Raw genomic sequence first — 20,234 nt, 5'->3', positions numbered from 1 at the left:
CTTTGTCATTGAGTGAACCAGTGACCGTCCGTGAACCGGAGCAGGTCGGTCGGTGTGAGTTCGAGTTGGTAGCCGCGCTTGCCGGCCGAGATGATGATCGTATCTTTTTGTCTGGCACTATCATGCAAGAAGACAGGAAACCGTTTTTTCGCCCCGATTGGCGAGACACCGCCGCGGATGTAGCCGGTCAGCGTTTCGAGCTCCTTCATCGGGACAGGGGAGGCTTTTTTGGCGCCCCAGGCTTTCGCGGCCGCTTTCAAATCGATATCTAAATCTCCTGAGATGAGGAAGAAGGCGTAGCGCCGTTGCTCATTCTCGAGACAAATCGTTTTATAGAGCTGGTCGAGCGGTTTACCGAGTGACGCGGCGACATGTTTGGCGGAGACGTCGGACGCGTCCACTTCGTAGGAGTGGTACGTGAACGGGATGTTCCGTTGTTTCAATTGTCTTGCGGCATTCGTCAGTTGCATCAGCCCCACCCTTTCGTTGAACGACTCTTTTAAGAATAGCAAATAGTGGTAGCGTCGGGCAATCGAACTCGGAAAGTTTCTATGACAAGAAGGAAACAGAATGAACGACATAGAAATGAATAGTGATTCATTTTAGTGAAGGGGGAAATGGGATGGAAACGATTCAACTGGAACAGCGGAACGGGGTCGGCTGGCTGAAATGGGACCGGCCGGAAAAATTGAACGCATTAAATGAGACGTTGCTTCGCGAGGCGAGGGAAGCGATGGAGCAGCTCGTGGCGGATGAGGCCGTCCACGTCATCGTGCTCGTCGGGCAAGGGCGTGCCTTCTCATCGGGACAGGACTTGACGATTGAGAGTGACGCCGACTATGGGGTGTATTTGGAAGAGGTGTACCATCCGCTCGTGCGGGCGCTTGCCGACTGTCCGAAACCAATCATTGCCGGCATTCACGGGGTCGTCGCGGGGGCGGGTCTCAGTCTGGCGCTCGCGGCGGACGTCCGTCTCGTCGCCCGGTCGACGAAGTTCAGTTCCGCCTTCATCAAAATCGGCCTCGTCGCCGATGCCGGGGGACCGTACCATTTACGACGCTTGATGCGGCCCGATCTCGCGCTCGCTTGGATGTGGAGCGGCAGCACGATTGATGCCGAACAGGCCGAAACGTTCGGTCTCGTCACCGAGCTCGTCGAGGATGAGGCGTACTTGGAGCGGTTGACGGCCTATGCCGAGACGCTCGCAGCCAAGTCACCGACGGCGGTGCAAGGCATGAAGGCGTTGTTCCGGGCCGACTCGTTCGAGGACGGTCTCGAGCAAGAGATCATCTGGCAACGGAAATGTGGTCAGACGGACGTTCATCGGCAGGCGATGCAGGCGTTCCTAAATCGATGAAAAAAGAAGCGGTCACAGCGACCGCTTCTTTTTGGTTGATTATGAAGTTGGCTTCGGTTCGAACTGGAAGCCTTTTTGTTGCCACGTGCCGTATTTCCAACGACGGAAGGCGAAGAAACCGCGGAACCACTCGTCGAGCGAGAAGGCGAGCCAAATGCCGAGGACGCCGAGCCCCATTTGGAGTCCGAACAAATAACTGAAGACGACGGCAACGCCCCACATCGAGGCGATCCCGATCATGACCGGGAAGCGAACGTCGCCGACCGACTTGAGCGATCCCATCAACACGATGTTCATGGCGCGACCTGGCTCAAGGATGAGCGTCGCCCATAAAATCGGCACCCCGACGGCGATGATATCCGGGTTCGATGTGAACAAGCCCAGCAGCGACTTGCCGAAGACAGCGAGCCCGAGCGACGCCACGAGTGAAGCGAACATGGCAATCTTCAATGTCTTAACGGCGCGGGTATACGCTTCTTTAAACCGTTTCCCGCCGATGTCACGGGCAATCAATAATTGCGTCCCTTGCGCGACGGCGACCGTGAACAAGAAGGCGAGCATCGACAAGTTCATGACGTATACCCGTGCGGCGAGGGAAGCCTCGCCCATCGTGGCGATGAAACCGGTGATGATGATTTGCGAGAACTGATATGACAAGTTCTCTCCGGCTGATGGTACGCCGATTTGGAGCAAGGCGCGAATGTCGTCGCGTTTCGGACGAATCAATTCCTTGAGCGGGAAGCGGAGCATGAGCCGCTTCTTGACGATCCAGAACAATAGCACCATCGCCGAGAAACGGGCGATGACGATGGCCCATGCGACGCCGGCGACACCCGTGACCGGGAGACCGAACCAGCCCATGACGGCGAGCATCGCCCCGGCAGCTGTGATGATATCGATGAGAAGTGTCGCGAGCATCGCGTGCTTCGTCATCCCGTGGCTCCGGAGGACGGAACTGAGCGCCATGATGAGCGCTTCGGTGAACAGCGACAACCCGACAATCTGCAAGAATAACAGGCCATGGTCGAACAGCTCATCCGATAAGCCGAACAAACGGAGGAACGTCTCACCGAACAAGAAGACGACCGCGACCATGAGCACGCCGAGCCACATGTTCAAGCTGACGGCGGAACGGGCGAAGTCACGGCTCTTCTTCATCCGATTGGCGCCGATCGCTTGACCGATCAAGATGGTCGCACCGACCGAGGTCACGCTGAAGACGATTAAGAAGACGTTCAAGATTTGGTTGGCGACGCCGACCGCGGAAGCGGCAGCATCGGAGTAATGGGCGAGCATGAGCGTGGCGATAATCCCGGTCCCCATATGGAGTGCGAGTTCGATGAAAATCGGCCACGAAATTTTAAATAAACTGAGCTGTTCGGTGTCTTTTGTCGGCATGTTGTATTCTCCCTTGTTTCTACAATTCTCTATATGAAATATTTACGTTGTCAAAATCACAAGGGTCATGTTACTCCTTTTGAAATGAAAAAGAAAGGGATTTGGCAAATTATTTTCAACAAAAAAAACACCCGCCGAAACGGGTGCAAAACGGAATTTATTTCATTTTTAAAATCGTGGCACTGTACGGTGCGAGCTCGACTTCGAGCGAGTCTACATCCCGGTCGCGCAGCAAGTCGTAAGCGCTTCCGGTATGGCCGAGCGGGTTAAGTTTCGATACGGAATCAGAGTTATTGAAGTATATCAAATACGTCTCATCTTTCGTACAACGCTCGATGATGAGGGCGTTATCCTCATCGTCGACGAGATTGAAACGATACGAGCCGCCGTTCGCGAGCACCGGATGCTCTTTGCGGAGTCGAATCAATTTCTGCACATAGCGGAACAATTCGCGATCTTCTTCGGCTTCGTCCCACGGCATACAACGGCGGCAGCCCGGGTCTTGTTCACCTTCGAGGCCGATCTCGTCCCCGTAATAGATACATGGGCTGCCCGTGTACGTGAGCATCGACGTCATGAGCAACTTGAACTTTCCTTTATGCCCTTTCGCTCGTGTAAGGGCACGCGGCGTGTCGTGCGAATCGATCAAGTTGAACGTCACTTCGTTCACGTTCGTCGTGTTCATCATCTCGACGCGTGTCAACTCATTGCGAAACTCGGAAGCAGACGTCCGGTCGAGCGCGAAATAGTTGAGGCTCGCGTTCGTAAACGGATAGTTCATGACCGCATCGAACTGGTCACCTTTAAGCCATGGCTGGGCATCGTGCCAAATCTCACCGAGGATGTACGCATCCGGATTCGCTTGTTTGACCGTTTTACGGAAATCGCGCCAGAACGCGTGATCAACCTCGTTAGCCACGTCTAACCGCCACCCGTCGATGCCGAATTCTTCGACCCAGTAGCGGGCCACTTCTAATAGATAAGCTTTCAACGCCGGGTGCTCCGTATTGATCTTCGGCATGTTCTTCTCGAACGCGAACGTGTCGTAGTTCGGCTTCGGCGTCGTCTCGATCGGGAAGTCACGAAGATAGAACCAGTCACGGTACTCTGACTGTGGTCCTTTTTCGACGACGTCTAAGAACCAAGGGTGGTTGTAGCCGACATGGTTGAAGACGGCGTCGAGCATGACTTTGATACCGTTCTCGTGGAGAAGATCGACGAGTTGTTTGAACTGCTCTTTCGTTCCGAACTGCGGATCGATTTCCATATAATCGAGCGTGTCGTATTTATGGTTCGTCGTCGCTTTGAAGATCGGGCAGAAGTAAATCCCGGTGATCCCTAGATCGACGATATGGTCAATATGGTCGATGATCCCTTGGAAGTCGCCGCCGAAGAAGTTCGTGATCGTCGGTTCGGTACTATTCCATGGGAGCGTGCCTTCGGGATCGTTAGAAGGGTCACCGTTCGCGAACCGGTCCGGGAAGATTTGATACCAGACTGTGTCCTTCACCCACGATGGGGCGTGGAAGATGTCGACCGGGTTGATGAACGGGATGCAGAAATAGTAGCCCGTGTCGTCGAGCGGTTTATCTTCGAACCAACCTTTTTCCGTATAGACGGCCGTCTCATTGCCGTCATGGAGCCGGAAGCCGTAACGGAGGCGGCGGAATGGCGGTTTGATGGCGATGAACCAATAGTCGTATTGATCATCATGGCCGATTTTTTCCATCGGCGTCTCGAACGTACGCCAAAAGCTCGGCTTGTCCGGGTCGAAATTCCACATGGCCGGATCTTCCGAGTGCCAGTCGTACGGGTCGTTCCAAATTAAGTCAACAGATTGGATATCATTTCTTTTCGTATGGAAGCGAATATGTATCGTTTCTCGGTCATACTTGTACACGAAAGGGGACATGGCGCGGTGGTAGATGGCTTCTTTGATCATGGGTTTGAGTTCCTTTCTCTATTAAGGGTTATAACCATTTTACACTGTCTGTTCAGAAAAGAAACAACAGTTGTGAAAACGTTTGCTCAAGCAAAGGGTAATAAAGCGTTTACATTTTGTCAATCGCCCGATTCGTCATTTTTTGCGAAATAGGGTCATAAATAATTCAAAAAGAGATAAATGGGACAACCACAATAAAAAAAGCGAAAAAAAAGACTTGTAAAACGCTTACACAACTGTATAATAAAAATTGAGGTGAGGATGCAAACGTTTTCACTAACCTACTGATTCTGTAGCGGAGTTGATTAAAATCAGTAGGCCAGTGCGATTGCGCAAATCTGACCATACTATTTCCTTGGGGAGGTTTTTCATCATGAAGATGAAAAAAATGGTAGCAGGACTTTCAACGGCAGTATTCGCTTTCGGTGCACTTGCTGCATGTGGTGGCGGTACGGACAATGGTTCTACTAACGAAGGCGGTTCTTCTAGCGAGAACAAGCCAGAAAAAATCGTAATTTGGGAAGATATTGAAAAGTCGGAAACGACGAAAGAAGTTGCGAAGGCGTTTGAAGAAGAACACGGCGTCGCAGTTGAAGTCGTTGAAGTCCAGATGACGGATCAAAAGGACAAGTTGGCGCTTGACGGCCCGGCTGGTAAAGGTCCTGATATCGTTCTCGTACCGCACGACCAAATCGGAACGATCGCTGACCAAGGTCACTTGGCTCCACTTACTGACGAAGGCGCACTTGACGCGTTCACAGACGCTTCGAAATCGGCTGTCATGTTCGATGGACAAGCTTACGGCTACCCGAAATCAGTTGAAACGCCAGTCCTCATGTACAACAAGGATTTGGTATCAGAAGCTCCTGCTTCAATGGACGACTTGTACAAGTTGTCTACAGATCTTAAAGATAAAGGCGAGTACGGATTCCTCGGTCTTTGGGATAACTTCTACTTCGCTCACGGTGTCGTGGCTGGCTTCGGCGGTTACGTCTTCAAAGAAGACGGCGGCGCGCTCGATCCAACTGACATCGGCTTGAACAACGAAGGCGCAGTCGAAGGCTTCGAGTACATCGGCAAATGGTACCAAGAAGGCCTCTTCCCTAAAGGGTTGATCGGCGAGTCTGGCGGCCAAGCGATGGACCAACTCTTCACTGAGAAGAAAGCACACACAGTCATGAACGGACCATGGGCCGTAGCTGGTTACACAGATGCCGGCATCAACCTTGGAGCGTCTGCCTTGCCGACACTTCCAAACGGTGAGCCAATCAAGACGTTCATGGGCGTGAAGACATATGCACTTTCGGCTTACACAGAAAACCAAGAGTGGGCTGAAATGTTCCTCGCAGAACTCACGAACGAAGAGAACGCATTGAAGATGTTTGAAGCTTACAACGAGATCCCACCAGTAGCAGCACTCGAGTCGAACGAGACAATCACGTCGAACGAAGTTGCGAAAGCGGTATTCGATCAAGCAACGAACGCGATCCCAATGCCTAACATTCCTGAAATGGGACAAGTTTGGGAGCCAATGGCACAAGCGCTTCAGCTCGTAGCAACTGGCAAGCAAGATGCAAAAAAATCAGCTGACGATGCTGTTAAAGTCATCGAGCAACAAATCCAAGCAAACAACCAATAAGGATATGAAATGATGGGGTACGTCGACTGGCGTTCCCCCTCATTTTCTAGAATTGAGCAAACGCTTGCTCGATTGATTTGCTCAAATTGAAAGGAGAAATTGAGGATGGCTTCAATCGCGAACCCTAAAACGCCGGAACAACGTCCGGAAAAACCGACCAATCATGCTCGGAACGCCGCATTACTTTCGATCATTCCGGGAGCCGGTCAATTCTATAACAATCAAAAAGCGAAAGCGATCGCTTTCTTTATCGTTATCATGTCTTATTTTGCAGTAAACTACGATCTCTTTTTCAAAGGAGCGGGCGCAGGACCTGGCGACCGTGGTGGCCTTTGGGGATTGATCACGCTTGGCGAAGTGGCAGGACCTCGTAACGACCACTCCATCTTCTTGATGGTAGAAGGGATTGTCGCATTAATCTTACTTTTCTTCGGAATCGCGTTCTACATCTGGAACATTCGTGACGCCTACCGAGTCGGTCGCATTCGTGATCAGCACCTAAACGTCCCAACGTTCCAAGTGCAACTCCGCAACTTGCGCGACCATGGATTCCCATACTTGATGTTGATCCCGTCGCTCATCTTGCTCGTCTTCACAGTCGTATTACCACTCATTTTCACATTCTTGATCGCGTTCACGAACTATCGTTACAACAACGCACCACCGGCAAAACTTGTCGAGTGGATTGGGTTTGAGAACTTCACACGAATTTTTGAAATCGACATTTGGCGCGACACATTCGTCGGCGTTCTCGGCTGGACACTCGTCTGGACGGTCGCTTCGACGGTCGGTGTCATCGCGATCGGGATTTTCCTCGCGGTCCTCTTGAACCAAGAAGGCCTTCGCTTCCGCCGCTTGTTCCGCTCGATTTTGATTTTGTCATGGGCCGTTCCAGCGTTCATCACAATCTTGATTTTCCGTTCGATGTTTAACGAATCGTTCGGTGTGTTCAACACGACGATCCTTCCAGCGTTCGGACTTGATCCGATCAACTGGATGACCGATCCGACGGCGACGCGCAGCGCGCTCATCTTGATTCAATGGTGGCTCGGCTTCCCGTTCATCATGACGCTCATGACTGGGGTATTGCAATCGATCCCTGGCGACTTATATGAAGCGGCGACGATTGACGGTGCGACCATCTTTGACAAGTTCCGCTTGATTACGTTACCGATGCTCTTGTTCGCAACAGCACCGATTCTCATCACGCAGTTCACGTTCAACTTCAACAACTTCAACATCATCTATCTCTTTAACGGCGGTGGACCGGCTGTACCGGGACAAACTGCCGGTGGTACCGATATCTTGATTTCATGGATTTACAAATTGTCTCTCGGAGCCAACCCGCAATACGGACTTGCGGCTGCGATCACGCTCATTTTGTCATTCTTCATCATGACACTTGCCGTCATCCAGTTCCGTCGGACAAAATCTTTCAAAGACGAGGATATGATCTGATATGAAAAAACAAAAACGAATCAATTTGGCGTTCTCTTATGTCATCTTGACGCTTGCGTCGATCATCATTCTCTATCCAATGCTTTGGGTGGTAGGGACGTCATTCAACCCGGGTCGTACCATCACGTCAAAAATCATTCCAGAAAATCCGACGTTCATTCACTATAAAAACTTGTTTGATCTAACGATTTCGGATTATAGTTTATGGTATGTGAACACGTTGAAAATCGCTTTCATTACGATGGCGCTCGCTGTCATCTTGGTGACGATCACTGGTTATGTGTTCTCGCGCTATCGTTTCGTGGGACGGAAGAACTCGCTCGTCTTGTTCCTCGTCTTGCAAATGGTGCCGCAATTCGTCGCCATCATCGCCATCTACGTATTGCTCAACATGCTCGGTCTTCTCGACACGCACACAGCGCTCATTCTGCTGTATGCCGGTGGCGCGATTCCGATGAATACGTACTTGGCAAAAGGTTATTTCGATACGATTCCGAAAGAGCTCGATGAAGCCGCTCGGATGGATGGTGCCGGTCACCTTCGTATCTTCTGGCAAATCATTTTGCCGCTCGCGAAGCCAATCGTCGCAACGATCGCCCTCTTCAACTTCATGGGCCCGTTCAACGACTTCATCTTGGCATCGCTCGTCCTTCGGACACCAGAGAAACAGACGCTCGCGGTTGGTCTTTACAACATGATTTCTCGACAGTTCGACAACAACTTCACGTTGTTCGCGGCAGGCGCCGTCCTTTCGGCCCTCCCAATCGTTCTCTTGTTCTTCATGTTCCAACGCTACTTCGTCTCGGGTCTTACTGCCGGTGGTACGAAAGGATAATACTCACTTAAGGGGGAAGCGATATGAGGCGAGGCGTCGTGCTCGTTCTTCTGTCGCTTCTTTTGTTTCCAACAGTCGTCGGAGCGAAAGAAGCAGCATCGTGGGAACAGGAACGCATGTACTTTATCATGGTCGATCGGTTCGTTGACGGGAATCCCGATAACAATGACCAGGTCGATCAGAATGACCCGAAAGCCTTTCATGGGGGCGATATCCGAGGCGTGATTGAAAAACTTGATTACATCGAGTCGCTCGGATTCACGTCCATCTGGTTGACGCCGGTGTTTGAAAACATGCCGGGCGGTTACCATGGCTATTGGATTAAAGATTTTTATGACATCGATCCCCAATTCGGGACGAAAGAAGATTTGCAGGAACTCGTCGATGAGGCGCATAAGCGGGATATGAAAGTCATCCTCGACTTTGTCGTCAACCACGTCGGGCCGAACCATCCGTGGGTCGAAGAAAAACCAGACTGGTTCCATGACGAGCTACCGATTGTGTTGTGGAACGATCAAGAACAAGTCGAGACGCACTGGCTGTTCGATTTGCCCGACTTTAAAACCGAAGACCCGGAAGTGAAAGACTACTTGCTCGAGGCGGCCACGTATTGGATCGAAGAGACCGGGATCGACGGCTATCGTCTCGATACGGTGCGCCACGTCGATAAACCGTTTTGGGAAGATTTCGTCAAAGCGGTCCGTGAAGTCGATCCAGATTTTTATCTCTTGGCCGAAGTGTTCGATCCGGACCCGCAGTATGTCGCCGAGTATGATGACTTAGGCTTCAACAGCATCACCAATTTCACGTTTTATGACCGCGTCTCGAAGACGATGACGCAAAAGACGGCGAACGTCGACGAAATCGACGTGGCCGCAAGTTACGCCGAGACGTTCTTTAATGATCCGAACCAAATGGCGACCTTCCTCGATAACCATGACGTCGAACGTTTCATGCACGTCGCGGAACTAGGTGGTGCCGAGTCGGCCGAACGCAGGCTCCGCCTCGGATTGTTCGCCCTTTACGCGTCACCGGGGATGCCAATCGTCTTCCAAGGCACGGAGAATGCACAAAAGGGCGGGGCTGACCCCGCGAACCGGGTCATGACCGATTTCCCTGGAAATGAAGAGCTCCATGAATACGTTGCGACGATGAACCGGATGCGGGCCGATTACCCGGTGTTTGCGACCGGCGAACAACGGATGATCGCTTCGAAAGACGGCATGGCCGTGTTCGAACGTCGTGACGGCGACGATGTCGCACTGTACGCCATCAATATGAACGCCGAGGACAGAGAGATTGAATTCGAGGTAAGCGAGGTCGGAGAAGATACACGGCTTCGTGGTCTCTTGTTCTCACAACTTGTCACGGACAGCCGTGGCACGTTCACCATCAAACTCGCAGGAGAAAGTGCAAACGCCTACATCGTCGAAGAATCGGAAGTGAACATGTGGACGATTGGTCTACTCGTCGTCGCCATCCCGATTTTCTTGACTGGATTGGTCATGTGGAAGCGTCGCAAGAGTGCGAGCTGACGATACCCTGTGATAGGGAACTTTGAACTAACGGAAGCAAGGGGGAGCATCATGCAAATCACGATTAAAGATGTCGCCAAACACGCCAATGTCGCACCGTCGACCGTGTCACGCGTCATCGCCAACAGTCCGCGTATCAGTCAAAAAACAAAAGAGCGTGTACGCAGTTCGATGGAAGAACTCGGGTACCATCCGAACATTCACGCGCGAAGCCTCGCCAACCGCTCGACGCAGTCGATTGGTCTCGTCATGCCGAGCGCAGCGACGAAGACGCTACAAAACCCATTTTTCCCGGAAGTGTTGCGTGGGATCAGTACGAAAGCCCATCAAAACGGCTACTCGCTCTATATGACGACTGGTGTCACCGAAGAAGAAGTATTGTCCGGTGTCATCGAGATGGTGCAAGGACGTCGCGTCGACGGGGTCATCGTCTTGTATTCACGAGAAGACGACAAAGTCGTTCAATACTTACGTCAGACGAAATTCCCGTTCGTCGTCGTCGGGAAGCCGTTCGGGGATGCTTCATCAATCACATACGTCGACACGGACAACTATTTGGCCGGACGAGAAGTGACGAAACATCTATACAATCTCGGCCATCGCTGTATCGCCTTCATCGGAGGCTCGGATAAACTGGCGGTCACGCAAGACCGGCGCAACGGGTATGCGACGGCGCTCATGGAAGCAGGGATCCCGGTTCGCGAAGACTATATCGCCCGGGCCGAGTTCATGACGAAAGGCGGCGCCAAAGCCGTGCGCGAGTTGCTCCAACTAGAGGAACCACCGACAGCCGTCGTCGTCAGTGACGATATGATGGCGCTCGGTGTCATCAGCACGCTCAGTGAGATGGGACTCGGAATCCCTGAGGATGTCGCCGTCGTCAGTTTTAACAACGTCTACATCGCAGAACACTCGAACCCGCCACTCACATCGGTCGAAATCAACATTTTCGGCCTTGGTTTCGAGGCGACGAACTGTTTGATTGAACAGATCGGCGATAGCGCACCACCTTACGGGAAACGCGTCATCGTGCCGCACTATTTGGTCGTACGCCAGTCGTGCGGTCAGAAAAAGAAGACTGAAATCGTTGAATGAGTGCAAACCTTCCGTATCATGCGGAAGGTTTTTTTGCGGAAAATCTCAATGCATATAATAGAAGCGAAAGCAATCGGTCGAAAGTCATGATGTTACAAACAGATTACAATCATGAAAGAAACGATTGAAACGGAGTTGCAAGGGAACATCTACATTACCGGCCGAATGGCAGATCATTACGAATCCGCCCAGCCAATAACCAAAAAATACAGAATGTGAAAGGGAGATACAATCATGGATAACAAACGTTATGTAGGCACTTACTATCAGGAGTCAGAGCTCGTGTCAAAAATTGATCAACTTCGTGCCGAGGGGCATCGCGAAGACGATTTGTACGTCGTTGTGAAAGATAAATCGAACCTTTCGATGGTTCGCGGCGAAACGGATGCAGAAGTAAAAGAAACGAAAGCGTCATGGCTTGATCGCTTCTTTGGAGTCGCGGACGGAGAAGACGAAGTTCGTCATACGTTCGATAAACTCGGTTTCTCAGAAGAAGAGACAGCACGTCACCGTCAAGACATCGAGAACGGTGGATTCGTCCTCTTGTTGGACTCGAACGACGGCATCTTAGATGACGGTCGTAACTCGACGTTCGAAGGTGGCCGCACATCAGCTGGCTACGGTTCAGAAGGTAACGAAGCAGGCAACATGACCGCACGTGACGTCGGGATGACAGGAGCTTCAAACACTGGAATTCCATCGGAACGATTCAACGATATGGATGAAGATATTCGTAACCGCACGGATTTGACGGATGAGCAAAAGCTCGAATTGCATGAAGAGCGTCTCCAAGTGAACAAAGAGCGTGTTCAAACAGGAGAGGTTCGCGTCGAGAAAGATGTCGTCGAACACGAAGAACGTGTCGATGTCGAAGTCGAGCGCGACGAAGTCTACGTCGAACGCCGTCGCGTTGATGGGGACCGTGAAGCGACAGGACATTCATTCGATGCGACAACGGACCGCGATGAGATTCGCGTGCCGGTCACGGAAGAGCGCGTCGATGTGACGAAGAAAGATGTCGTCGCCGAAGAAATCGTCGTCGGCAAAGAGAAAGTGAAAGATACAGAAACGGTACGTGAGACGTTACGTAAAGAAGAGGCGCACGTCGAAGGGGAAGACGACCTTCGCCATCGTGATCATGACCGCGACCATACACGTCGTGATGAGCGCGACCGCTTCTAATCTGATTGACTAAGTACCTCGACAAGGATGGCTCTCTCTGAGGGACCATCCTTTTTTTCGCCAATTGACTAGAGGAGGAACGAACGCCATGAAACATGCAATCATCTCAGAAGTATTTGATCATCCCGAAGCGTTGCTCAATCGAACGGTCGATTTAAAACGAGAAGGGTATGAAGAAGAAGACATGTACGTCCTTGTCAAGCGGGCCGATGTGGCGGACGCTGTCCGCCGTCACTCGAACCTCTATGTTCTCGTCACCGATGAACCGGGAACGGTCGCCTCGCTCGTCACGTCAAGTGAGCGGCCAATCGAACGCTGGCTCAAAAGCATGCGCTTGACGTCAGAGCAACAAGACCGCTTCGCGAAAGAAGTCGAACAAGGTAGACTCTTCCTCTATGTCGACGCGGACCGGAGTGAACAACAGGTTAATGCTACGAGTTCGAAGACCGAACCTGCACCGAAGACGGAAGAACAGACGCTCGCCTTACACGAGGAACGGCTGACGATCGAGAAGCAAGCGGTCCAAGCAGGAGAAGTCGTCATTAATCGTCACGTAGCGGAGACCGAACAAGAGATTGAAGTGCCCGTTCGGAGGGAACAGGTCCATGTGGAGCGGACGACCGGATCAGAAGATGTGGTCGAAGATTATGACTTCGATCAACCCGGCATTCGCACGATTGACGAAGGGGACCACTTACGAATCCAAGTCATCGAGGAACGGGCTTTCATCGTGAAGCGTCCTGTCGTCGTCGAAGAAATCATCGTTCGAAAACAAGTGACCGAAGACGTCAAGACGATGACGGAAACGCTCCGCAAAGAAGAAATCGAAGTGACCGAAGTCGGACAAGCCGATGTCACGGTCGAAGACCATACAACGCGAAAGGATGAGACACAATGAGTAAACGTCGTTTTGTAGATACGTATCCAGAGGAGGCGGCACTCGTCGCCAAAATCGATCAACTGACCGAAGAGGGTTACGACGAAAGTGATGTGTTCGTCGTCGCGAAAGATCAAGACGATGTCTCGCTCGTCAAACGGAATACCGATGCGAAAGTGGAAGAAGCGAGCGCGAACTGGATGCAGAAATTCACTGGCGTCGCGGAAGGCGAGGAGGAAGTGAAGCGGGCCTTGCTTGACCTTGGTCTCACTGACGATGACGTCAACCGGGCGTACGGAGACATTTTAAACGGAGGGTATGCCCTCATCCTCGACGAACCGGATACGGGATTCAATGACGGGAACAACCCGGCATTCGAGGGTCACGAAGCGAACGCCGCGTTTGGACGCGACCAAGACAAGTGACTAGAGCACCTACTGCCTTCTTGAAAAGGTGGTAGGTTTTTTGTTTGCTCCAAAAAGTAAGAAAAAAATTTATGCAAACGATTGCATTCTTGTGTGAGTCGTGTAAAATGAGAGGTGAGATTGAAATACAGCGCTTTCATAGACAAACGGTTGCATGATTCGATTGTCTGATGACGAGTAGCCTTGTAGAGAAAAAGGAGTGGCAGACAGATGAAACGATTGTTTGCAGTCGATGAATGGAAAGTAACGGAAGAGAACTTGCATCCGAAAGAAAACCGCCTCGCAGAATCGATTACCTCGCTTGGTAACGGTCATATGGGGATGCGCGGTAACTTTGAAGAAGATTATTCAAACGATACACACCAAGGCTTCTATGTGGCCGGCGTCTATTATCCAGATAAGACACGTGTCGGTTGGTGGAAAAATGGATATCCGGAGTACTTCGCAAAAGTATTGAACGCGACGAACGTCGTCGGTCTTCGTGTTGCCATCAACGGGACACCGGTCGATTTGGCGAAGTGGGAAGTGAAAGACTTCACGCGTGAGCTCGATATGCAACGCGGCGTTCTCACACGGACGTTCACGCTCGTGAACGGAACGGAAGAGACGAACGTCGAAGTCGTCCGTTTCTTCTCAATCGTCGATAAAGAGATTTTGGCAATCCGTTACAACGTCACTCCGGTGAACTACGAAGCGAAAGTTGAATTCACACCTTACTTGGACGGCGATGTCGTCAATGAGGATTCGAACTATGATGAGAAGTTCTGGTTACCGGTCGAGCATGGTGTTGAAGAACGTTTCGGATTCGTGACAACGAAAACGAAGAAGCTCGATTGGCACATCACGGCCTCGATGATCGCAGACGTCGAAGGAGCCCGTTGTGAAGTGCTCGAAGCGACTGATCTTTACGTCGCCAACAAATTCACGGTCACGGCGGCAGCTGGCGAGACGGCGACAGCGTACAAATACGTCTCGGTCGTCACGAACCGTGACTACGAAGTCGAGGAATTGCAGTCGACGGGAATGCAACGCGTTGAGATGGCGTTTGAGAAAGGCTTTGAAACGCTTCTCGCCGAGCAGACAGAAGCATGGCTCGCTCGCTGGGAAGATGCCGACGTCCGCATCGATGGGGACGCTGAAGCGCAACAAGGCATCCGCTTCAACATCTTCAATATGTATCAGACGTACACGGGCGAAGACTCGCGCCTCAACATCGGACCGAAAGGGTTCACTGGTGAGAAATACGGCGGTGCCACATACTGGGATACGGAAGCATATTGCCTCCACTTCTACTTGGCAACGACGAAACCGGAAGTCTCATGGAACTTGCTCAAATATCGTCACAATCAATTGCCGCAAGCAAAAGAGAACTCGGTCAAGAACGTCGGCATGGAAGGTGCCCTCTATCCGATGGTGACGATGAACGGGGAAGAGTGCCACAACGAGTGGGAAATCACGCATGAAGAGATTCACCGGAACGGTGCGATCGCCCACGCCATCTTCAACTATACGAACTTCACGGGCGACAAGTCATACCTAGGTCAATACGGACTTGAAGTATTGGTCGAGATCTCGCGTTACTGGGCGAGCCGCGTCAACTTTGTCCCGCACAAAGACGTGTATATGATCCTAGGCGTCACAGGTCCGAACGAATACGACAACAACGTCAACAACAACTGGTATACGAACTTGATTGCCGCTTGGACGCTCGAGTACACGCAAGAAGTGTACAACTATTTGAAAGAAGCAGAGCCGGCGCGCCTTGAAGAACTTATCGCGACGCTTGGTCTCTCAGATGAAGAACTCGCGAAGTGGAACGATATCCAAACGAAGATGTACTATCCGAAAGATGACCTCGTCCCAGACGTGTTCATGCAACAGGACGGCTTCATGGATAAAGAACAGATCTTGGTGAAAGACCTTGATCCGAAACACTTGCCGCTCAACCAAAACTGGTCGTGGGACCGCATCCTCCGCTCGAACTTCATCAAACAAGCGGACGTGCTCCAAGGGCTGTATACGTTCAGCGACCGCTTCACGGTCGAACAGAAGCGGGCCAACTTCGACTTTTATGAGCCGCGTACGGTCCATGAGTCGAGCTTGTCACCTTGTGTTTACTCAATCATTGCGGCCGAAGTCGGTTACGAAGATAAAGCGGTCGAGTTGTATCAGCGTTCGGCGCGCCTCGACCTCGACAACTATAACAACGACACAGAAGACGGGCTTCACATCACATCGATGGTCGGCTCATGGATGTCGATCGTTCACGGTTTCGCAGGCATGCGCGCCCTCGAGACGGAACTCACGTTCAGCCCGATGATTCCTAAGGGCTGGAACGGGTACTCGTTCAACATGCTCTGGCGCGGTCATCACTTGACGGTCACGTCGACGCGTGAACAAGTGACGATCAAACAGACGGGCGGTACGGACGTGTCGATCCGCGTCTACGGAAACGTCGTCACGGTCCCGGCAAACGATGCGGTGACCATCGAGACAGTGAAAGCGTGACCAAACGCATCAGCTCAACAAGTCGGCTCCGGCCGGCTTGTTTTTTTATGAGAAGCACGGACACATCCCATTATTTTTATGGTAGGCAGCACTAGAAAACTATGTTATCTTGATTCTTAGCCATTTTTGAAAGGGGAGACAGAACTTGACGGAAGCCGTTAAAGAACACGCACGCATCGGGATCGTTTCGATTATCGGGGGAGTGTTCGTTGCATTATCCATGACATTATTCTTAATCCCGGCGGGGGTATACTCGACCGGATTTACAGGGCTCGCCCAAATCTTTACGAAACTGTTTGCGGGGACACCGTTTGAGCTCGGAGAAGGGATTTGGTTCTTCGTCTTGAACGTGCCGCTCTTGATCGTCAGCTACTTCATGCTCGGCAAGAACATGATGATTCATACGTTGATCAGTGTTGCGGCAGTTACCGTGTTTATTCGCGTGCTTCCACAGTCGTCAATCATTTCGGACGACCCGCTTTTGAACGCTGTGTTCGGCGGGGTTTTGCTCGCCATCGGTTCGGGAATCACGATTCGCTTCGGTGCCTCGACCGGTGGATTTGATATCGTCGCCCTCATCTTGGCGAAGTTCACGAACAATTCGGTCGGCGTCTATCTGTTCCTCATGAACATGATGATCGCGCTTTGGGCCGGTGCTTTGTTCGGGTGGCCGACCGCGCTTTATACGATCGTCTTCTTATACGTCACGTCGAAAGTCATCGACGAGATCTATACGAACACGCAGCGGCAGACGCTCTTCATCGTCACGAGTCATCCGGACGAAGTGACGAAAGAACTGCATCAGCACGTCTTCCGCGGCATTACGCTCATGCCGGCAATCGGTACGTATTCGAAAGTCGAGAAAGCAACGCTCATGATGGTCGCCCAGCGCCACGAAGTGCGTGAGATCACGCGAATCTGTAAAGACGCCGATCCAAGCGTCTTCATCAACATGGTTCCGACTGAAAATGTCGAAGGTGCGTTCCGACGCTGAAATGAACCCCCGCTGAACGCTCAGCGGGGGTTATTCTATAGATAGGAATAAAAAGAGATGGGGTGGACGTGTGATGATTGGAGTCAGTATTGCGACGAAGTGGGAATACGAAGCGACATTGGAGCATTATGACGTCAAAGCGGATGAGCGGTTCAGCTACCCGTATGGCGAGTACTTCATGAGGACGGTTGATCGAGCGGTCGTGATGTGGAACGATTATTTAGAACTCAAAGAGCATGGCGTCACCATCGCGGACACGGAAGCAGGTGCCATCGCCTATATCTGTAAGAAAAATGACGTCGAGTGCATCATTATCAAAGGCATCTCTGACTTCCCGACGGATGAACGCGACGCGAATCCAGTCGAATCGAACGCGGAACAAATCAATGTGTACATCGCGAACACCCCGAAAGTCATGACCAAGATTTTTGACGACTACTTGATGCGCTTTCTGTAGGCAAATCGCAAAACACACCGACTGCAGGAACAGCCGGTGTGTGGATTATGCTTTGATGCCAAGTTTTTCTTCGAGGTAGATGGCGATGCCGTCTTCCATGTTCGACGCGGTCACTTCATCCGCGACGGCTTTCAACTGGCTGATGGCGTTGCCCATCGCGACGCCGGTGCCGACGTAGTCGAGCATCTCGAGGTCGTTTTCCTCGTCGCCGAACGCGATGATGTTTTTGCGGTTGATGCCGAGATGTTTCGACACTTCGCGCAACCCGAGCGCTTTCGACGTGTTCTGGCTCATGACCTCAATCATGTGCTCCGGCATGCGCCATTGGCGGTTCAAGACGGCCTCGGCGTGGACTTTATTCAAACGAGCGCGGACGTTGTCGACGTGCTCTTTCGTCGCGTGGATGAGGAGCGATGTCGGCTCATCCTGCAAATGCTTGAGCAAGTTGCCTGACGTGACGCTGAGCGCGCGCTCGGCATACGGGCTATAAAACTCTTGCGGGTCTTTATGGAAGTAGACGTGGTCGGTCACTTCGACGACGATGTTGTGCGCTTTCGTGTCCGAGACTTCTTCGATGATCTCGTGCGCCGTCTTGAGCGGGATCGGCCGGTGCGTCACTTCGTATGACGGATCTTTCGGGTGATGGACGAGCGCTCCGTTAAAGTTGATGAGCGGTGTCGTCAAGCCGAGCTCTTCGTAATACATGATCGAATGGCGTTGTGGGCGTCCGGTCGCGATCATGACTTCATGACCGGCCTCACGGGCCGCTTGAAGCGCGCGCACGTTGCGCTCACTGATCGTCTTGTCGTCGCGCAACAACGTTCCATCTAAATCGACTGCGATTAAATAACGTGACATAAAGGGTTCCTCTTTTCTACGAGATGCTTATTTCTCAAACCGTACCATATTTCCCGTTTCGACGGAAAGAATATACAATCGAGGTCGCACATTTTACGGTAACAATGCTATACTAAGGTCGTATGAATTTTTCATGAATCATCTGTGAGATGGAGGGGACTATCGATGCGTTACTTAGTCACATTGTTCTGGGCGATCTTGCTTTCGAATACAGCAATCTTTATTATTTCTGCTGTCGATGGCGTGTCGTTCAACGCGATGCTCGCGACATTCTTTGGCGTCGTCATCACGATCTTTATTGTACTCTTGGACACGCTTAACCAAGATATGGGGATTAGCGACGTCGCACAAGAGAAGTAAGACGTCTACAACCAAGCTGGCTCATATCCGAGTCAGTTCTTTTTATATTATTTAGGAGGAATCGAACATGAAAAACAGTGCCAAACGGGCGAACTTCATCACGTTCGCCATCATCGGTGTCATCATCATCGTTGGGATCGCTCTCTTGTTCTTCTTGAACAATGCGAACGAGGAGACAGGCGTCAACGCTGTCACACCGGACGAGCTTGAAACGAAGATTTCAGAAGAAGAGGAAGTCGTCGTCTACTTCTGGCAGACTGGTTGCGAATACTGTGAGCAAGTCAAACCGTACGTCGAGCCACTCATCGAAGAATATGACGCCGTGTCGATCAACTTGGCCGACCACAACGTCTGGACGACTTACGGCATCAACGGAACACCGACAATGATTCGTTTCCAAGATGGAAAAGAAGTCGGTCGTGTGGAAGGTGCCGTCTCTGAACAACAATACGAGACGTTCTTTAAAAACGAGGAGGGCGCACAGTGATCAAAAGCCGCTTGTATCAGACTTTGTTTGAGTTGAACGCGACCCCGGTCATTGCCAAACGACTCCGTGCCTTCGCTGAATCGTCAGCGAGCCGGTCCTTGATCCCTTCGTTTGCGAAAACGTATCAAATCAATCTTGATGAAGCGGCGGAGCCGATCGAGGCTTATCCGAGTTTGCACGCCTTTTTCACACGGCACTTGAAAGAAGGGGTCCGGCCGATCGATGCAAGTCCGGACTCGGTCGTCTCGCCATGTGACGGGAAACTATCCATCGTGGCCGATATCACGGACGATAGCCGCTTCGAAGTGAAGGGACAATCGTACACGCTCGCCGAACTGCTCGGGTCGCAACAAGAAGCGAGACGTTACGCCGGCGGCACGGTCTGTGTTCTCTACTTGAGTCCACGCGACTATCATCGCGTTCACGTCCCGCTCGCCGGGCGGGTGCTCAGCCACTACGAGCTCGGTGACCGTTCGGCCCCGGTCAATGACATCGGCTTGACGGAGACGGTTCGTCCACTCTCACGAAACTATCGCCGCGTCACACGCTTTGAAACGGCGGCCGGGTTGTACGAACATATCATGGTCGGCGCCTTAAACGTCAACACGATCGAATGGACGCTTGACGGCGGCCGCGCTGCCAAAGGAGAAGAGGTCGGATACTTCTCGTTCGGTTCGACCGTCATCCTGTGTTTTGAGAAAGACCGCGTCACGATCGACCCAGCCAAAATCGGTCCGGTGCGACTCGGAGAAGTCATCGGTACGATGCAAAACGATTGATTTTAAAAACTTTTTCAGGCCGACCGAACGATACACTAGTCGTTTGGT

The 20,234-nt window shown here is 51.7% G+C and carries 19 protein-coding genes; 15 read left to right on the top strand and 4 right to left on the bottom strand.

The window, feature by feature from the left end:
* Window positions 1-5 precede the first annotated feature (5 nt).
* A complete protein-coding gene (gene ybaK, locus KNP79_RS08510) occupies window positions 6-470 on the bottom strand; it encodes a Cys-tRNA(Pro) deacylase (protein ID WP_034776595.1) in 465 nt (154 codons plus the stop codon).
* Window positions 471-622: 152 nt separating this feature from the next.
* Between ybaK and KNP79_RS08505 the strand changes: the two genes are divergently transcribed.
* On the top strand, window positions 623-1,357 hold the full coding sequence (locus KNP79_RS08505) for an enoyl-CoA hydratase/isomerase family protein (RefSeq protein WP_138859858.1): 735 nt from the start codon (window positions 623-625) through the stop codon (window positions 1,355-1,357).
* Between the two features lie 39 nt (window positions 1,358-1,396).
* Here KNP79_RS08505 and KNP79_RS08500 read toward each other — a convergent pair whose 3' ends face one another.
* Together KNP79_RS08500 and KNP79_RS08495 are read right to left on the bottom strand one after the other, a co-directional pair.
* Window positions 1,397-2,755: an MATE family efflux transporter gene (locus tag KNP79_RS08500; protein WP_034776600.1), complete on the bottom strand. Its 1,359-nt coding sequence runs from the start codon at window positions 2,753-2,755 to the stop codon at window positions 1,397-1,399.
* Between the two features lie 157 nt (window positions 2,756-2,912).
* Window positions 2,913-4,697, bottom strand: coding sequence for a glycoside hydrolase family 13 protein (locus KNP79_RS08495; protein WP_034776602.1), 1,785 nt, complete (start codon window positions 4,695-4,697; stop codon window positions 2,913-2,915).
* A 373-nt stretch (window positions 4,698-5,070) separates the two neighbouring features.
* On the opposite strand from KNP79_RS08495, the gene KNP79_RS08490 reads away from it, so the two are divergent.
* The 11 genes from KNP79_RS08490 (at window position 5,071) to KNP79_RS08440 (ending at window position 17,702) form a co-directional block, all read left to right on the top strand.
* On the top strand, window positions 5,071-6,336 hold the full coding sequence (locus tag KNP79_RS08490; protein ID WP_034776603.1) for an extracellular solute-binding protein: 1,266 nt from the start codon (window positions 5,071-5,073) through the stop codon (window positions 6,334-6,336).
* Between the two features lie 105 nt (window positions 6,337-6,441).
* Window positions 6,442-7,794 (top strand): carbohydrate ABC transporter permease, encoded by a 1,353-nt coding sequence (locus tag KNP79_RS08485; RefSeq protein WP_052090084.1) that lies wholly within the window; start codon window positions 6,442-6,444, stop codon window positions 7,792-7,794.
* Window position 7,795: 1 nt separating this feature from the next.
* The gene (locus tag KNP79_RS08480) at window positions 7,796-8,629 is read left to right on the top strand and encodes a sugar ABC transporter permease (protein ID WP_034776607.1); all 834 of its coding nucleotides are present in this window, start codon (window positions 7,796-7,798) and stop codon (window positions 8,627-8,629) included.
* A 23-nt stretch (window positions 8,630-8,652) separates the two neighbouring features.
* Window positions 8,653-10,164, top strand: coding sequence for an alpha-amylase family glycosyl hydrolase (locus KNP79_RS08475; protein ID WP_034776609.1), 1,512 nt, complete (start codon window positions 8,653-8,655; stop codon window positions 10,162-10,164).
* 51 nt (window positions 10,165-10,215) lie between these two features.
* On the top strand, window positions 10,216-11,259 hold the full coding sequence (locus tag KNP79_RS08470; protein WP_034776611.1) for a LacI family DNA-binding transcriptional regulator: 1,044 nt from the start codon (window positions 10,216-10,218) through the stop codon (window positions 11,257-11,259).
* Window positions 11,260-11,493: 234 nt separating this feature from the next.
* Window positions 11,494-12,441, top strand: coding sequence for a YsnF/AvaK domain-containing protein (locus tag KNP79_RS08465; protein WP_214752405.1), 948 nt, complete (start codon window positions 11,494-11,496; stop codon window positions 12,439-12,441).
* Between the two features lie 88 nt (window positions 12,442-12,529).
* On the top strand, window positions 12,530-13,339 hold the full coding sequence (locus tag KNP79_RS08460; protein ID WP_214824265.1) for a YsnF/AvaK domain-containing protein: 810 nt from the start codon (window positions 12,530-12,532) through the stop codon (window positions 13,337-13,339).
* Window positions 13,336-13,743, top strand: coding sequence for a general stress protein (locus KNP79_RS08455; RefSeq protein ID WP_034776616.1), 408 nt, complete (start codon window positions 13,336-13,338; stop codon window positions 13,741-13,743). Before KNP79_RS08460 ends, KNP79_RS08455 begins: the two co-directional genes overlap by 4 nt.
* A 210-nt stretch (window positions 13,744-13,953) precedes the next feature.
* Entirely contained in the window at window positions 13,954-16,251 is a 2,298-nt protein-coding gene (locus KNP79_RS08450; RefSeq protein ID WP_214752411.1) for a glycoside hydrolase family 65 protein, read from the top strand.
* A 145-nt stretch (window positions 16,252-16,396) separates the two neighbouring features.
* Window positions 16,397-17,245 (top strand): YitT family protein, encoded by an 849-nt coding sequence (locus KNP79_RS08445; protein ID WP_034776620.1) that lies wholly within the window; start codon window positions 16,397-16,399, stop codon window positions 17,243-17,245.
* A 73-nt stretch (window positions 17,246-17,318) separates the two neighbouring features.
* Window positions 17,319-17,702, top strand: a complete 384-nt coding sequence (locus KNP79_RS08440) for a nucleoside phosphorylase-I family protein (RefSeq protein WP_034776622.1) — start codon at window positions 17,319-17,321, stop codon at window positions 17,700-17,702.
* Between the two features lie 45 nt (window positions 17,703-17,747).
* Here the strand turns inward: KNP79_RS08440 and KNP79_RS08435 are convergent, their stop codons facing one another.
* A complete protein-coding gene (locus tag KNP79_RS08435) occupies window positions 17,748-18,560 on the bottom strand; it encodes a Cof-type HAD-IIB family hydrolase (RefSeq protein WP_214824269.1) in 813 nt (270 codons plus the stop codon).
* 165 nt (window positions 18,561-18,725) lie between these two features.
* On the opposite strand from KNP79_RS08435, the gene KNP79_RS08430 reads away from it, so the two are divergent.
* From KNP79_RS08430 to KNP79_RS08420, 3 genes are all read left to right on the top strand, one after another.
* The gene (locus KNP79_RS08430; protein WP_034776626.1) at window positions 18,726-18,920 is read left to right on the top strand and encodes a YjzD family protein; all 195 of its coding nucleotides are present in this window, start codon (window positions 18,726-18,728) and stop codon (window positions 18,918-18,920) included.
* A 67-nt stretch (window positions 18,921-18,987) separates the two neighbouring features.
* The gene (locus KNP79_RS08425; RefSeq protein WP_034776627.1) at window positions 18,988-19,407 is read left to right on the top strand and encodes a thioredoxin family protein; all 420 of its coding nucleotides are present in this window, start codon (window positions 18,988-18,990) and stop codon (window positions 19,405-19,407) included.
* The gene (locus KNP79_RS08420) at window positions 19,404-20,186 is read left to right on the top strand and encodes a phosphatidylserine decarboxylase (RefSeq protein WP_214824279.1); all 783 of its coding nucleotides are present in this window, start codon (window positions 19,404-19,406) and stop codon (window positions 20,184-20,186) included. Before KNP79_RS08425 ends, KNP79_RS08420 begins: the two co-directional genes overlap by 4 nt.
* The last annotated feature ends 48 nt before the right edge of the window (window positions 20,187-20,234 follow it).

It is taken from the genome of Exiguobacterium sp. s7, assembly GCF_018618195.1.
Taxonomy (GTDB): domain Bacteria; phylum Bacillota; class Bacilli; order Exiguobacteriales; family Exiguobacteriaceae; genus Exiguobacterium; species Exiguobacterium mexicanum_A.
Note: the sequence above shows the minus strand (reverse complement) of the source record. Positions and strands in the feature narration are given on the sequence as shown.